General features: G+C 51.2%; 13 protein-coding genes. 3 read left to right on the top strand and 10 right to left on the bottom strand.

Annotated elements, in window-relative coordinates; genetic code table 11:
• Window positions 1–456 precede the first annotated feature (456 nt).
• The 5 genes from PG728_RS02310 to PG728_RS02290 all read right to left on the bottom strand — a co-directional run bounded on the left by PG728_RS02310 (window position 457) and on the right by PG728_RS02290 (window position 5176).
• On the bottom strand, window positions 457–1446 hold the full coding sequence (locus PG728_RS02310; RefSeq protein ID WP_270625556.1) for an FKBP-type peptidyl-prolyl cis-trans isomerase: 990 nt from the start codon (window positions 1444–1446) through the stop codon (window positions 457–459).
• 22 nt (window positions 1447–1468) lie between these two features.
• Window positions 1469–2359: an FKBP-type peptidyl-prolyl cis-trans isomerase gene (locus tag PG728_RS02305; protein ID WP_270625555.1), complete on the bottom strand. Its 891-nt coding sequence runs from the start codon at window positions 2357–2359 to the stop codon at window positions 1469–1471.
• 32 nt (window positions 2360–2391) lie between these two features.
• Window positions 2392–2751 carry a HesB/IscA family protein gene (locus tag PG728_RS02300; protein WP_270625554.1) on the bottom strand — a complete coding sequence of 120 codons (360 nt, stop codon included), beginning with the start codon at window positions 2749–2751 and terminating at the stop codon, window positions 2392–2394.
• Window positions 2752–2821: 70 nt separating this feature from the next.
• Window positions 2822–3826: a hypothetical protein gene (locus PG728_RS02295; protein ID WP_270625553.1), complete on the bottom strand. Its 1005-nt coding sequence runs from the start codon at window positions 3824–3826 to the stop codon at window positions 2822–2824.
• The gene (locus tag PG728_RS02290) at window positions 3827–5176 is read right to left on the bottom strand and encodes a M20/M25/M40 family metallo-hydrolase (RefSeq protein ID WP_270625552.1); all 1350 of its coding nucleotides are present in this window, start codon (window positions 5174–5176) and stop codon (window positions 3827–3829) included. It lies immediately after the preceding gene.
• A 113-nt stretch (window positions 5177–5289) separates the two neighbouring features.
• Here PG728_RS02290 and PG728_RS02285 point away from each other — a divergent pair, with 113 nt between their 5' ends.
• Window positions 5290–5919, top strand: a complete 630-nt coding sequence (locus tag PG728_RS02285) for a DUF3043 domain-containing protein (protein WP_270625551.1) — start codon at window positions 5290–5292, stop codon at window positions 5917–5919.
• 6 nt (window positions 5920–5925) lie between these two features.
• On the opposite strand, the gene PG728_RS02280 is transcribed toward PG728_RS02285, so the two are convergent.
• Window positions 5926–7059 carry a quinone-dependent dihydroorotate dehydrogenase gene (locus PG728_RS02280; protein ID WP_270625550.1) on the bottom strand — a complete coding sequence of 378 codons (1134 nt, stop codon included), beginning with the start codon at window positions 7057–7059 and terminating at the stop codon, window positions 5926–5928.
• A gap of 36 nt (window positions 7060–7095) precedes the next feature.
• Window positions 7096–7728, bottom strand: coding sequence for a hypothetical protein (locus tag PG728_RS02275; RefSeq protein WP_270625548.1), 633 nt, complete (start codon window positions 7726–7728; stop codon window positions 7096–7098).
• Between the two features lie 146 nt (window positions 7729–7874).
• Between PG728_RS02275 and PG728_RS02270 the strand changes: the two genes are divergently transcribed.
• Window positions 7875–8726: a TrmH family RNA methyltransferase gene (locus PG728_RS02270; protein WP_270625547.1), complete on the top strand. Its 852-nt coding sequence runs from the start codon at window positions 7875–7877 to the stop codon at window positions 8724–8726.
• An 86-nt stretch (window positions 8727–8812) separates the two neighbouring features.
• Here the strand turns inward: PG728_RS02270 and PG728_RS02265 are convergent, their stop codons facing one another.
• The 3 genes from PG728_RS02265 to PG728_RS02255 all read right to left on the bottom strand — a co-directional run bounded on the left by PG728_RS02265 (window position 8813) and on the right by PG728_RS02255 (window position 13275).
• Window positions 8813–9034: a methionine/alanine import family NSS transporter small subunit gene (locus PG728_RS02265; protein WP_270625545.1), complete on the bottom strand. Its 222-nt coding sequence runs from the start codon at window positions 9032–9034 to the stop codon at window positions 8813–8815.
• Window positions 9035–9036: 2 nt separating this feature from the next.
• On the bottom strand, window positions 9037–10608 hold the full coding sequence (locus PG728_RS02260) for a sodium-dependent transporter (protein WP_270625543.1): 1572 nt from the start codon (window positions 10606–10608) through the stop codon (window positions 9037–9039).
• A gap of 186 nt (window positions 10609–10794) precedes the next feature.
• Entirely contained in the window at window positions 10795–13275 is a 2481-nt protein-coding gene (locus tag PG728_RS02255) for an Rne/Rng family ribonuclease (protein ID WP_408648185.1), read from the bottom strand.
• 358 nt (window positions 13276–13633) lie between these two features.
• On the opposite strand from PG728_RS02255, the gene PG728_RS02250 reads away from it, so the two are divergent.
• Complete coding sequence (locus PG728_RS02250) at window positions 13634–15169, top strand: cytochrome ubiquinol oxidase subunit I (protein ID WP_072509375.1); 1536 nt, start codon at window positions 13634–13636, stop codon at window positions 15167–15169.
• Window positions 15170–15182 lie beyond the last annotated feature (13 nt).

Below are 15182 nucleotides of genomic sequence, written 5' to 3'. Positions count from 1 at the left end.
TGCGGAAGTAATGACAGGAAAAGCAGGGGGAAAGTTTCGTCCAGGCAGATGCGAGGGACGGTTTTATGCCGAGGGACAGGATTTCGGAACATCAAGGGGCGCGGCCGGTAAAAGATACGAACGGGGCTTGACCTGCGCAGCAGGTCACGGGGTCCCCGGAGTGCTTTTACCGAGCCAGCCCCGCAGCGGTAACGTAGCGCTTAGGGGCAGATTTATGGCGAGGGGGTCGCAGCCGGTAAAAGATATGAGAGGGACACGCTATTTAGGGAGAGCGGAGAGGAGGATTTATGCCGATTAGGCTAGGCGGGCGTAAGACTTAGAAAAGAGTCTAGTCTTTTCTAAGTCTTTGGGCGCGAGACGAAAACCACCTCACCGCATCGCCCCTACAAAGCCGGTCACGGATCCCCGGACTGCTTTTACCAAGCAACCCCGGATTTTACAATCAGTATAAAACGGTCACCCGAGGCGGGTGCTGGTCTGCTTAGCACCAATGTCGTAGATAGCGATCCGTGCCGGATGGGCTTTTGCTCCTTGGCGCTCGCCCTCAGCCGGTTCTAGCATCACTATCCGGGAACCAACTGGTACCCCCAGAAACTGCGGGGTAGTCTGCACGGTAGAGGGGGTGGACACCATTTTTCCACTGGACCAAGAACTAGATACCGACGACCATTTACCGTTTTCATAGGTAGCTGCGGTCAAATGTACCCCAGGGAAATCATCAGGCTCTAGGTTTTCCCCTTTACCTTGATACAGCATTATCACCTGTTTTGCCTTGGGAACTGGCATATTCGCATCTATACTGACTTGCGGCTTAGTACCGGGTTCTCCGGTAACTTTTAGCCCTTTAGGTAGCTTTTGGAAAGACTTTTCTATTTTCTTAGCTTGTTTCAGGGCGGAAACATCACTCAAGTCCATCGCGCTGACCAGGTCAATCACGAAAACCATAGTGGAGTTCGCGGGAATCCTTTTTGCGGCTTCTCCTTGAAAACCAAGATTGGGTGGAACGGTAAGCTGCACTCTTGAACCTAGTTTTTTCCCGATAAGTCCCTGTTTCCAACCGGCAATCACTTCACTCATCGCATACCCTTGGGCAGAGTCCCCGATTCGGAAGGTACTCATCACGGTTTTCCCGTCCCACAGGTTCCCCAAGGTATCCATTAGCACCTGGTCTTTTTCGGTTACTTTTCGTCCCTCGCCCTCGTGTAGCACCCGCACCTGCAAATCGGAGGGAGGTTGTCCGACTCCGGCTTCCATTTGGGGAGCTGACCCTAGTCCCCCAGATACTGCCGGGAATTTTCCTTCAACTGCCGCAGCTGAAGTATCGGCAGAACCGGAGGAGCACCCGGATAGCATAAGCAGACTGATAATAGTGCTAAATGCGAGGACAACTGTCTTTACCCTAAGGGATAGTGTTCCCTCGCGGCGATTAGCTAAGCAAATATTCATAGGAGTTAAGGCAATTAGTTGTCTAAAGGGTTCCTACAATATCCATTACGAACGCTACCGCTTGCCCATTTTGCTGGGTACTTAAAGCTAAACGCGAACCGATAGTTTTACCAGCTAACTCTTTATCTAACCCCAGTTGGGCTAGAGTTTTTTCGCCTTGTAGGGGCATCGGGGTTTGGCTGTCCCAGGTGGAGACAGTTTTTCCTGATTGATCAAGCCAGCTTTGATGCACTACCACCACGTCATCAGCTTTGAGAGCTGCCCCGGTCCCCTGTGCTAGGGCGGTCACCGTACGGTCTTTAGGTAATTTGTCGGTGCTTACCTTTAAGGTGGGTTTTGCCCCCAGGTTGCCGCTTACTTCCAGTCCTGGCAAAGTCTGGGAGGTAGCTTTCGCTTTTGCTAGGTCTTGTTCACCTTGCTTCATTTGGGCGGCAGATAAACATTTCAGGGTATCAACCACAAATACTAGGGTGGATCCAGCGGGAATATCTCCAGTTGCCTGGTTACCGTACCCAAGGTCGGGGGGAATAACTAACAGGGTACGCGACCCTGGTTTGGCATCTTTAAGCCCTTGTCCCCAACCAGCAACCACCTGTTTCAAGGAAAATACTGCCGGGGTTCCCCGGTCGAAACTAGAATCGAACTTTTTACCATTCCATAGTTGCCCATGATAATTAACCTGCAGCACCGCGCCGGAGCCACAGGAAGCGCCTTTACCTTCTTTTAAGGTGGCAACTTTGAGTTCTTTAGGGGCGTCCCCTTTGCCGGCGCTCACCGTGGGGGTTTTGCCGTATTCGCCTTCTACTGTCACCCCGAATTGTGACTTGTCACTGCTACAGGCAGTAAGGGAAGCGCTCAGCAGTCCTCCCATCAGGCAGAGGGAGGCAAGTGAGGAAGATAGTCTATGTTTCACGGTTAAGTCCTGACTGTTTGAGGGGAATGATTCTAGTGGAATGATTGACCGCAGGCGCAAGAACCTACCGCATTTGGATTATCAATAGTGAAGCCTTGCCGCTCGATTGTGTCCGCATAATCGATTGATGCGCCCTCTAGATAGGGGTTCGACATTTTATCGACGACTACCTCTACCCCGGGAGCAAATTCTTCAACTGCGTCACCGTCAAGGAGACGCTCATCAAAATAAAGCTGATAGATTAGCCCTGAGCAGCCGCCAGGTTGTACCGCAATCCTCAGGCGCAGGTCGTCACGACCTTCTTGTTCTAACAAGGATTGCACTTTTTTAGTGGCCGCTTCGGTGAGGGTAACTTTGTGGGAAGCTGTTTTTTCAGCTTGTTCTTCGCTCATGACTCTCCCTAATAGCTCGTTTAGTATGTTTAAGTCTTTCCTTAGCCTAGTCCAACCTTACCCCTGCTGGCTATCGCGACCAGGTACGCGCTAAGCGAAGTCCTGCCTGTTTCATTCCCGCAATATCGGCGGGAAATTGATATATCCCGTCAATTCCCATCTCGGCTGACTCTCCCCTACTAAGATTATTTTCGCTGGTAACTACCACTATGGGAATTCCGCTAGGGGCAGATAAGTGGCATAGGTGTTCCAGCGGGGAGCCGGAAAGATTCCAGGGGGAAAGCTCTGCGGTATTCGCCACTAGCAAATCTGCGCTCGCTAAAAACTGGGGTAGGCGGGTGTGAGCATCCAGGAAATCGGCTACAAAATCGATTCTGGCTCCCAGGCTAGCTAGTAGCTCTCCTACGCCCCATCCAGCTCCGCCTCCGCTCAGGTGACCGCGCCGCTTTTGCCGGGTATTCTTTGCACCCTGGGTGGGGTTAGTGAGCTTTAAATAACGGCTTGCCCCAAATACCTCTGTTTTTCCTAAAACCTTTTCCCAGTTTTCCTTGGTTTTCTGGGCTGTTTCGGGGTCGGTTTTTGCGATTTCCGATAGCACTCCGGAACTGGAAAACAAGGGTTTTCGGCTTGCGCAGACTACTGAAGCATTCCTGAGGACGTGCGCCAAGTTTTCCCAGGTTTGCGCGCTTGGTTGCTCCTCACCGTAGGATTTGGCGATACCGGAAATTAATAGGTCGGGAAAATCTGATAATTTCCGATGTGCGGGTGGGGTGAGGGCGCTATTGGGCAGATATTCGCTTTGCAGACCGGCTGTTGTTTGGCACGCGGGCAAATAAATTGGGCATTTTTTCTCTAGTAGTGCCGGCAACTGGCTTCCCACCTGGAAAGGGTCAGTGGTATTTGCAAATAAATCCCCAACTTCGCAGCTTGCACTGACTTCGGAAAAATCGTAGGAGTACGGGACTACCTGCAAGTTGTCGCCAGAGCGATACCCATGCCACCCAGCCTTAAATGCTTCCCCTAAATGTTTTCCGCTCGCATTTTTGGTTGCGGAGGTGGCAACAATTACCTGCACTTAAAGATGCCCACCTAGACGGGACAGGAATAATGCCTCGGCACAAATCGCGTTTTGCAAATCCCCCAAGTCTTGGGATTCATTTTCCGAATGGGCGTTAGTGGCAGGATCTTCCACCCCGGTGATTAAAATATCGGCCTGCGGGAAGACTTGCGCCAGGTCAGCGGTCATGGGGATTGCTCCCCCACACCCAATATCGACTGCCTCTTTATCCCAGGCAGCAGATAGAGCCCATTTCATATCCTTTTCTGCCGGTGACACTTGGGCTTGATAGGACGGACCGCACTCTAGGATTTCGGTTTCGATTTGCGCCCCAAAAGGTACGTTTTCTTGTAAGAAACTGGCTAATGCCTGGGCGCACTGCTCACTATCGGTACCGGGAGCGGTTCTTAATGATAGTCGCAAGCAGGTTTCCGGCATGAGGGCGTTTGCGCTTTCGGCCCGCGAACGCTGATCCCAACCGATAACGCATAGAGCGGGCTGATTCCACAGACGAGCCGCAACGTCGCCTTTTCCGGCTAACTGGTAGCTAGCAACTAACCCGGCATCACTCTTAAATAACTGTTCTGGATAGTGAACATCAGCTCTGGTAGAGCCACCCAGACCGGGGACAGCCAGGGATCCGTCCTCGTTATAGCATTTTGCTAGTAGCAAACTGGCGACTGTAACCGCATCCAGAATCGGACCGCCGAACGCCCCCGAATGCAGGGCAGAATCCATTACTTTTATTTTCACATCTAGGCTGGCAACCCCCCGCAGGCTGGCAGTAAGCGCTGGTTCGCCTACTCTCCAGTTATCGGAGTCGCACACAATAATTACGTCTGCCGCTAACTCTTCTCGATATTTTTCAATAAAGTTCCTAAACGAGGGCGAACCTATCTCTTCCTCTCCTTCAATGAAACAAGTTACATTGACGGGACAATCTTGTCCTAGAGCAGCCAGAGCCCCATAGTGAACCATCACCCCAGCTCCGTCATCAGAAGTGCCCCGCCCATAGAGGCGACCGTCCTTTTCGGTGGCAACAAACGGATCCGTGTTCCAGCGTTCTAGCGGACCGGCCGGTTGTACATCGTGGTGGGCGTAAAGCAGCACGGTTTTAGCTTCCGGGCTAACTATTTTGCGGGCAATAACTGCTGGCATTCCTTCTTCCCCACTGCCGGTGGGGGCGGTCTTTATTTGGGTTTCCATTCCCAAAGAGCCAAATAATTCCGCTACCTGGCGGGCTGATTTTTCGACTTGCTCACGCGAGGTTGAGGAAACTGACGGGATAGCCACCAAGTTTGCTAACTGGGTTTTTACATCATCAAAAACGCTTTGGGAAGCTGCTTTCATTTTCAAAATATCGCTCATAGTTGCCAGGTTACCCTGTTATTCCCGGCTTTAGTAAAGAACGCTCGCACATAGGGCGAACAGATACCGGATGCAGATTTCCTATGCCCGCTCTGGCTAGATAACCTGGATGGGTGAAACTTTTTGGAAAAGAAAAAGTCGAAGATAGCCCAGCACTAGCTGAAAAGGGTGACGGCAAGGGACACCCCACCCCTAAGCGCAAAGTTGCGGAAGCTAAAAATCGGCGCCCCTTAGTGGTTGATAAGAAAGAAGCCCGTAAGCGTCGTCGCGAGCAGCGCGACCGAATCTATAAGAAACAGCAAGCCGCCCTGGATGGTACCGGTGATGAGCGTTATCTGCCCTATAACGATCAGGGACCAATTCGCCGCTATATCCGTGATTTTGTGGATGCCCGTTTTGCTATCGGAGAGCTGTTTATGCCGGTAGTCTTGGCTTTCTTGATTTTGTCGATTGCTTTTTCACGTAACCAACAGCTAAATGCGATTTTACTGTTCAGCATGTGGGGTTTGCTGCTACTGGCGATTATTGAAGCCGTGGTGACCACTGTGATTATCAATCGGGCGCTCCTTGGAGTTACCGAGGGCGATAAACGGGTAAAGAAAGGAAACGGGCGTTATATTCTGATGCGCCTGGCAAGTCCGCGCAGAATGCGCCGTCCTCGCCCTTCTGGCCCGCGCGGGCCGCGTCCCGATATTAGTGAATACGCTGGCGATATTCGTGCCTATATGCTCTCGCGAGCCTAAGTGGTTTCACGCTTTGCCAGCCCTGCGTAACGGCAGGGCTGGCAAATCTGCACTGAGCTGCTTATTAATCCGACCGGCGAAACTTGGACCTTGATAAATCATGGCGGTAAAGGCTTCTAACAGGTCGGCTCCAGCGTCCAGGAACTCACGAGCGCTAGCAGCATCTTCGATTCCGCCACATCCGATAATCAAATAGTCTTCACCTATTTGGGCACGTAACAGGCGAACCACTTGCAAAGCCCGTTCCTTTAAGGGTGCTCCCGATAGCCCGCCCTCACCAAAATCATGGTTAATGGTGGTGTTGGTGGCGATTACTCCGGCAAGTCCCACTTCTTTAACCAGGTCAGCTAGCTCTATCAGTTGCGCATCTTCCAGGTCGGGAGCCAGTTTGACCAGCACTGGAACTTGCCGGTTAGCGCTTTTACGTGCGCTAGTGATTACTGCCTGTGCGATTTGCCGTAACTGTTGCGTAGATTGCAAGCTGCGCAACCCAGGCGTATTGGGGGAAGAAACATTAATTACCAGGTAGTCAGCATATTTAGCTAATAAACGAGCCGAGATACGGTAATCTTCTACCGCGTCGTTCAGGTCAGTAGTCTTATTTTTTCCCAGATTCACCCCTAAAACTAGGCTACGACCTGCCCGGCTGCTACGTAGCTTACGTAAACGCCGTGCTATTTCTTCGGCTCCTCGATTATTGAACCCCATCCGGTTTCGGACTGCCCGCAAAGGCAATATCCGCCATAGTCGGGGTTTATCGTTTCCGGGTTGAGGACGAGGAGTTACTGTCCCTACCTCCACAAAAGCAAAACCAAAAGCAGTGAACTGGGCAGGAGCTAACGCATCCTTATCCATTCCCGCAGCTAGCCCTAAGTATCCGGGAACTGGTCTAGCTAAGCCTTTCAGTCCCTCAGCATTACCTACCCAACCGCTGCTATAAGAGCCAACTGAACCGGAGAAAAATACTCTCAGCACAGAGGTTAGTCCCGGAACTTGCGAGATTAAATGCAGGGTTTTCATAGTGGCGTTGTGACATTTTTCGGCATCAAGCCGTGAAATCCAGTGATTAAATACGAAACGGTATAGCACGTCCTCAATTTTACTTAATAGCAGCCCCAGGTGCTTAAATCCTGGCAGCAATATCGCTCACCCCAGTTCTAAATATGGTTTTAGTCCCTAATCCCACCACAGGCACCAGCCAGGATGAGCCCAACGCGGATCTGCGCTGTAGAGTTCATCTGGCGCTAAGGCTTGCCCGAGCGAGAGTTTACTCTGGTAGCTACGCCAGATTTGTCGAGCCTCATCCGGGGTGGGCTCTAGACCCCCCTCGGCTGATGGTTCCACAATAAACATGGTGTCTACGCTGACCCGTTCGTCCCAGCGAGAAGAACCGATGAGATACCCCGATAAATAGACCCTGCCAGGATTAGCAATACAGGCGTTAAGGAAGGATAACAAGGTTGGGGCATCATTTTGCCGGTCTGCCAGGGCTATTCTGGGAAGAGCATCCAATAGTTTTCGCGCCCCTGCAGCTTCTAATCCATGAAATCGTTGATAGTCACCGATACCCTGCCCAGCTGCCAAATAGTCCTTTAGGATTAACGGAATTTTTGTTTGCGCAACCCAGCCGAGTGGCCCGTAAAGACCAGAGGGCAGTTCCGGATCGTCTTGCAGCATTTTTAGAAGAGTTTTATCACCTTGTGCTCCTAAAAACTCCGGAGTGGACAGAGAAAACAGTTCACTTCCGTTAAGACGCTGTCCCACATCACAACTTGCGGATTTACGGGTCGGCGAAGAGGTAGTTGTCATAGCTGCTCCTTTAATTGTTAATCGTTTCCTGTCACTTTCGCGCATCTTTTTTTAAGAGGAAACCGTTAGATAAACCGGTAAGGATAAAGAGAAAAAGTAAAAAGTGTGGAAAACTCTTTGCCAACGTAAAGCCTTAGGATAGATAGGTGTTGATTTCTATAACCGATTTATCTGATCCGCGAATCCGGGATTTTACCCAGCTAAAAGACGTGAATTTGCGTAAAAGTTTCGAGGCTGAACACGGACTTTATTTAGCGGAAAGTTTTTCGGTAATTGAAAGGGCACTAGCGGCCGGTCACCGACCTCGCTCAGTTTTGACTAACCGGCATTGGATAGGACGTTTACACGATATTTTAGGTGTTGATGCCGCAAACCTTCCGATTTTTGTAGCTGATGAGCAACTGCTGACTGAGCTAACCGGGTTTCGAATGCATCGGGGGGCTATCGCAGCTATGGAACGACCTGACCTGCCTTCTTTGCAGAAGGTGTTAAAAGGTTCGCGCGCGGTGTTGATATTAGAGGATTTGGTTGATCATACCAATGTGGGAGCGGCTATCCGCTCAGCGGCCGCTATGGGTTTTGATGCCGTTCTTACCAGCCCCAATTGTGCAGACCCGCTTTACCGCCGGGCAGTTAGGGTGTCAATGGGTACGGTATTTTCTTTGCCCTGGACCAGGATTGATGCTTGGCCAGATACCTCCTGCCTGAAAGAGAAAGGCTTTATGGTTGCGGGATTGGCTCTTAGTCCGACAGCAGTTTTGCTGCCGGATTTTTGCGCGTCTTTAAGTACCAAAGTTCAAGCGGGTGAAAATCCTAAAGTTGCCCTAGTGTTAGGCACTGAGGGCCCGGGGATGACTAAAAGAGCTTTGAACAGTTGCGACCTGCTAGTTAAGATACCGCTCAGTCACGGGGTGGATTCCTTAAATGTGGCAGCTGCGGGAGCAGTCGCCTGTTACGGAGTTATCCAAGCACTAAAAGGCACTCCTGCCCGGCAATAACCTGGCGACGCAACGCCTAGTGATAAAAGATTATGGCGCGCAAGAAACTCTTGCGCGCCATATCGAGTGAGCTACCTAGCTCTAAGCTAGCCTTTGCTGGCTTTAACTGCTTCCTCGCCCTCTTGAGCTTGTTTTTCCACAAAGTCAGCTTCTGTTAATCCGGGGTGAGGGTTAAAGTCGGTTGCGGAATAGTCTTCACCTTTTTGATAGGGCGGATCCACCCGCCGCAGCGCCACTACCGACCCCACCAGGCCGCCCCAAATCACTAGGATGGCGACCAGCATCATCAATATAGCTTCACCAGTCATAGCTAGTCTTCCTCCTTGTTCCAGTCCACGTTTTCTAGGTTGAACGAGGGCGATATTTCCGCGCTCTTATGCCACTTTAAGCGGGGCATAACCAGCGAGAATACCAAGAGAATCCCTAACATTGCCCAACCGAAGGTATTTGTCCACCAGCGCGGATAGTCTCCGTAACCGTTAGAAATTAAGTCCACCAGGTTCGGTACCAGCATGAACACTAGGAGCACCGGGATTACAAACCCGATGAGTCCCTCCCACCATTTACCGGCTTTCACGGAGGAAGTTACGTTCAAATGAACCCGCAGGGAACGTAGGGAGGGAGTAACCACCGTTACGATTACGCACAGTGAAAGCGCCGCTCCTACTACCCCGATAGTGTTGATGTAGTTATCGACTGTGTCTAGGGCAGCGAGCCCCGTGGTAGTTCCAAAGAAGAACACCGAGACCACCGCTAACACTATCCCGAGAATCACCGAGGCTTGTTTGGAAGTCCAACCAATCTTGTCTTGGAAAGCCCCAGCTACCACCTGTACTAGGGACACCATTGAGGTAATCCCGGCCAGCACTAGCGAGGCAAAGAAAAGCGCGCCAAAAATCCCGCCTCCAGGCATTTCGTTGATGATTTGCGGGAAAGTAATAAAAGAGAGTGACACGCCGGAAATATTTTCCAGTTTGTCTACTGAAGTTCCCTGTAGGTGTGCCATATATCCCAAGGTGGCGAAGACTCCGATTCCGGCTAGCACCTCGAAAGAGGAGTTAGCAAAACCGGCAACTAGACCGGTACCGGTCAGATTAGACCGTTTCTTAAGGTAGGAAGCGTAAGTCATCATGATTCCGAACCCTACCGACAGAGAATAGAAGATTTGGGCAACTGCTGCTATCCAAACTTTCCCATTCCACAGGGCGCTCCAATCGGGGGTAAAGAACTTATTTAACCCATCGGTTGCGCCCGGCAAGGTTAATGCCTTGATTACCATAGCTATAAACAGCACCACCAGCAGCGGAATACAGATTTTAGTAATCCACTCGATACCGCGGGAAACTCCGAGGGCGATTAACACAATGGTAACTACCCAAACCAAAATCAAAGGGAGAGCTATCCCCCAAACGGGAGTAATCGAAATAGAGGTCGTGTCGCGAGCCTGCAAGAACTTGTCGGAAAAGAATCCGGCAGGGTCATTTCCCCAAGCGCGAGTGAAAGAAAAAACTGTATAGCGCAGCGCCCAGGCGATAATCGCCGCATAGTAAACGACAATAAAGAAGCACACGCCGACCTGCCACCAGCCCACGGCTTCAGTTCGCCTATTTACCCTGGCTAGTGCCAGTGGAGGAGAACCGCGAAACTTGTGACCAATCGCGTAGTCCAGCATTAGCATCGGCAGCCCAATAGCTAGTAGCGCAATCAGGTAGGGAACAATGAACGCACCGCCACCGTTTTGATAGGCGACACCGGGGAAACGCCAAATATTTCCCAAACCGATTGCAGAGCCAATCGCCGCAATCAGAAATCCATATTGTGTCCCCCACGACTGTCGGCTGGTCTTATCGGACGCATTAGACTGCGAAACCTTTTCAGACATTTCAACTCCTTATTGATGGGACAAGCAATCACCTGAGCGCAATTACTTAGAGCCAAAGTAATCCCATCCGCCACCTGTCGGACGAAAACATTCACATTATGAGATTTTGAAGTTATCTGCTGCCTGAAAATATTTCTCCCGCCGCCCTAAAAGGCGGCGGGAGAAACGTATATCCTTATCCAAACCCTAGCCGGTTACAGCGGCATGACGCCGAGGCTCCTGCCCCCCTGAGTCTGTATCCGTTTCGTTTTTCTTTTCCCAGGTAGGAGCACCTGCCCCCAATTGCTCTAAGCTAATAGCTTTAGCGGCGCCCGCACTTTGAATAGTCATCACCGCTGCCTGGGAAGAAGGGGTAACTGTCCCAGAGGTAGCTGCTGCCCGCGCCTGCCCTCTTAAGCCGCGCTCGACCTTTTTAGATTCCGGTTTCGCTACTGCCGGCTGTTCAGATACTTCCGTTTGCTGCTCAACCGATGCAACCTGCACGGCAACACCCTTATCATCCTCTTTAGATGCCTTGTTCAAATTAAAGCCAGCTTTAGCAGCGTTATCATCCTGAGGTTGGGCGGGGTTATCCCCCTCTGCCGTCTCTGCCGGAGATTCCTGCTCACCGGTTTCTAACTCTAACTGCTCGTCATGAGCCTTGCTGGCCGCCGCGGCTACCTTTGCCATAGAGGCGCGATTCTTTGAATCGGTTTGCGAACGCTTTTCCTCTTTAGCTTCCCGTTTTTGATTTACCGAACCCAAATTCTCGTCACAATTAGAACCGTTTTCCACCGGCTGACTATGGACAATAAACCCGCGCCCTTCACAATGTTCACAGGGACTTGAAAACGCCTCTACCAGCCCTTCACCTACCCGTTTACGGGTCATCTGCACCAAGCCCAAAGAGGTAACCTCCGTAACCTGATGCCGGGTGCGGTCACGTCCTAAACATTCCACCAAACGCCGTAAAACCAAGTCACGGTTAGATTCGAGCACCATATCGACAAAGTCGATAACAATAATTCCGCCAATATCGCGCAGTCGCAGCTGACGAACGATTTCCTCAGCAGACTCTAGATTATTGCGGGTAACAGTTTCCTCTAAAGTACCGCCCGCACCCGTATATTTACCGGTATTCACATCAATCACGGTCATAGCTTCGGTGCGGTCGATAATCAGATAACCCCCCGAGGGCAACCAGACCTTACGATCCATTCCCTTGGCCAGCTGTTCATCAACTCGATGAGCGGCGAAAATATCGTCCGTCCCCACCCATTGTTCTACTCGCTCTTGCAGGTCAGGAGCATATTCCTTGACGTAGGAATCGACTTGGCTAAAAGTATCCCTGCCTTGCACCACCAGCTTTTGGAAATCCTCGTTAAACACGTCTCGAACTACCCGCAAAGCTAGTTCTGGCTCTCCGTGCAGCAAATAGGGCGCAGATTTAGAGGACGCAGCGTTCTTTTCTATTTTCTCCCACTGTTTTTGTAAGCGCTGCACATCTTGACGAAGCTGTTCCTCGCTGGCTCCCTCAGCTGCCGTCCTAATAATCACCCCGAAATCCTTAGGGACAATTACTTTAAGGAGCTTCTTCAAACGTCGCCGCTCACCCTCGGGAAGTTTGCGAGAAATCCCGGTCATAGATCCGCCTGGAACCAGCACCAGAAAACGTCCCGGCAAAGTAATTTGAGAAGTCAGACGTGCACCCTTGTGACCAATCGGATCTTTTGTTACCTGAACGGTAACCGAATCCCCCGGTTTCAATGCCTCTTCAATGCGGCGAGGACGACCTTTCATTCCCGCGACGTCCCAATTGACTTCCCCCGCATAAAGAACCGCGTTACGTCCGCGCCCTAAATCGACGAAAGCCGCCTCCATAGAGGGAAGGACGTTTTGTACCTTTCCGCGATAAACCGAGCCCACCATCGTAGTTTGAGTATGACGGGAAACATAATGTTCAACCAGGACATTATCTTCTAGAACAGCTATCTGATTGAGCCCGCCCTTAGAACGGATTAGCATAGTGCGCTCAACCGCTTCTCGCCGCGCCAAATACTCGGATTCGGTAATAACTTTCGGGCGCCGCCCCTCTTTACGCCCCTCCCGGCGACGCTGTTTCTTTGCCTCTAGACGGGTAGAGCCTTTAACTTGCTCAATTTCGTCACTAGCGTCAGCACTAGCGCGCGTGCGCCTTCTACGCCGACGGTGACTGCCAGCCGCTTCCAAGTCACCAGCTTGTTCACCAGCACTAACCGCCTTACCCTCTTGAGGGTCCGCTTTGGAGTCCCCGCGCGCTGAACGAGCGTCCTTACTGGCGCTATCTGCCTCGCTGACTGTCTCTGCCTCGTCTGATTTGCGAGATTTCTTGGAGGTACGGCTTTTCTTTTCTGCCTTACCTTTTGAAATTTTAGAGGTCGCCTCAGAGCCGTCCTCGCCCTTTTTCTTCCCCTTGCGTTTGCCCCCTGAAGCTTTCTCATTTTTAGAGGGCGTCTCCTCGCCATTATCCGCAGCCGGAGCAGGAGCAGCCGCAAACATCGGAGCCCCAAAAGTTGGAGCCGCAGTTAGCAGCGGGGGAACTTTGGGAGCCGAATCCGGTTTCTCTGAAGCAGAAAAAGTCGGTCCAGAAAATAGAATCCCACTATTTTGATTAAAAACTGTTTCGTTATTATTAGGGTTTTTCACCACTTGTCTCACCTGGACACGCCCGCACCGGCGAGTCCCCTATATTACGCCGCCCTCTAGGACGGAAGCCTTAGTCTACGCGGAAACATTTACCCGCGCCAGAGAGTTTTCCTAGGAAAATAGTCCCTCTGGAGTGGTTTTCCCCGTGATGCGACGACAAAAACCAACCATCATCATTATTCCATAATTCTTAATTCTGTCGTAAAACCGAGGTTTTTCTTAGAGAATCCTGAGAAATCCTTAGCGACCGGCTTAAAAACGCGCTAACCTAAGTGACAACGCTGTCACTATGGACTGCGCGTAAGCAAGCTCATAAACTACAGCGACTTCTAAACCGACTAGAAACGGAAAGGCGAGCAGAATGACTATTGCTTCAACAGCATTAGATGCCACCATGTTGGCGCGATGGCAGTTCGGTATTACTACCGTCTACCATTTCATCCTGGTTCCGTTCACCATCGGCATGTCCCTCCTAGTTGCCATTATGCAAACCAAATGGCACAAAACCGGTGAGGAATATTGGCTGAAGGCGACACGGTTCTTTGGGAAACTGTTCCTAATTAACTTTGCACTCGGTGTAGCTACCGGTATCGTGCAAGAATTCCAGTTTGGTATGAACTGGTCTGAGTACTCCCGCTTCGTGGGCGACATCTTTGGCGCGCCGCTAGCTTGTGAGGCTCTTATTTCTTTCTTCATGGAGTCCACCTTCCTGGGACTTTGGATTTTCGGCTGGGGTCGTTTATCCAAGAAAGCTCACCTCACCTGCGCTTGGCTAGTGTTCGTTGGGGTAAACACTTCTGCTCTATGGATTATTGGGGCAAACTCCTGGATGCAGCATCCGGTAGGCGCAACTTTCGATCCGGAAACCGGTCGTGCGCAACTGGATGGCCTATCCGGATTCTTCCAGGTACTGCTTAACCCGGTACTCTGGGCGGCCTACACTCACGTATTGTCTACCTCCTGGTTGTTGGTCGGCACCTTCGTTGCCGGCATTGCTATCTGGTGGATGGTTCGCTCGGCCAATGCCGGCGCTGAAACCGAGGCTCGCGATATCTGGCGTCCGATTGCCCGCTTTGGCATGTTGGTTATGATTGTTGGCGGTCTGCTAACCGCCGTTACCGGACACGTTCAAGGTCAGCTAGTAGCCAAGGATCAGCCTGCAAAGATGGCTGCCGCCGAAGCGCTATGTCAGACGCCAAACGCCGGTGAAGGCGCACCCTTTACCATTGCAGCTTTTGGTCCTTTGAACGCAAAATGCGATGAAATCACCAAGATTGGCGAAGTTCCCGGAGTCTACTCCTTCATGGCTACCAACTCTTTCACCGGCAAGGTAGAAGGTCTGGACACTTTGAACCAAAAGTACGGTTCACTGTTCTCTGAAATTCTCAGCCAACGCGGATACAATATGCAGTCACAAACGGTCGATTTCAGCCCGAACATCATGTTCAGCTTCTGGAGCTTCCGCTTGATGATGATTTTCGGTATCTTCTCGGCGATTCTAGCTATTTGGGGTCTAATCGCCACCAAGGGTGGAAAGATTTCCAAGTCGAGCGGGCTGGCCAAGTTCGCTATCTGGTGTTTGCCGATGCCCTATTTAGCCACCACTTTCGGCTGGCTATTTACCGAATGGGGACGTCAGCCTTTCATCGTCCATCCGGTACAGATGGATGTCGATGCGTCCTCGGTCTTTATGCTCACTGAGCATGGACTTTCATTTGCGGTTCCCGCCTGGCAAGTACTGGTTACCCTGCTAGGCTTCACGCTAATCTATCTGGCACTCGGCGTTGTCTGGTTCCTGTTGATTAAGCGTTATGTAAAGGAAGGTATTCACGTCAGTGCCAATGAAAAGGCAGTACATGGCGAGGATGCCGGCAAGAACCTAAGCTTTGCTTACTAAGTCAGATAGGAGA

Origin of the sequence: Varibaculum timonense, from assembly GCF_027694345.1 — a bacterium.
Lineage (GTDB): Bacteria > Actinomycetota > Actinomycetes > Actinomycetales > Actinomycetaceae > Varibaculum > Varibaculum timonense_A.
The sequence above is the reverse complement of the archived record's forward strand: the minus strand, read 5'-3'. Positions and strand labels throughout refer to the sequence as shown.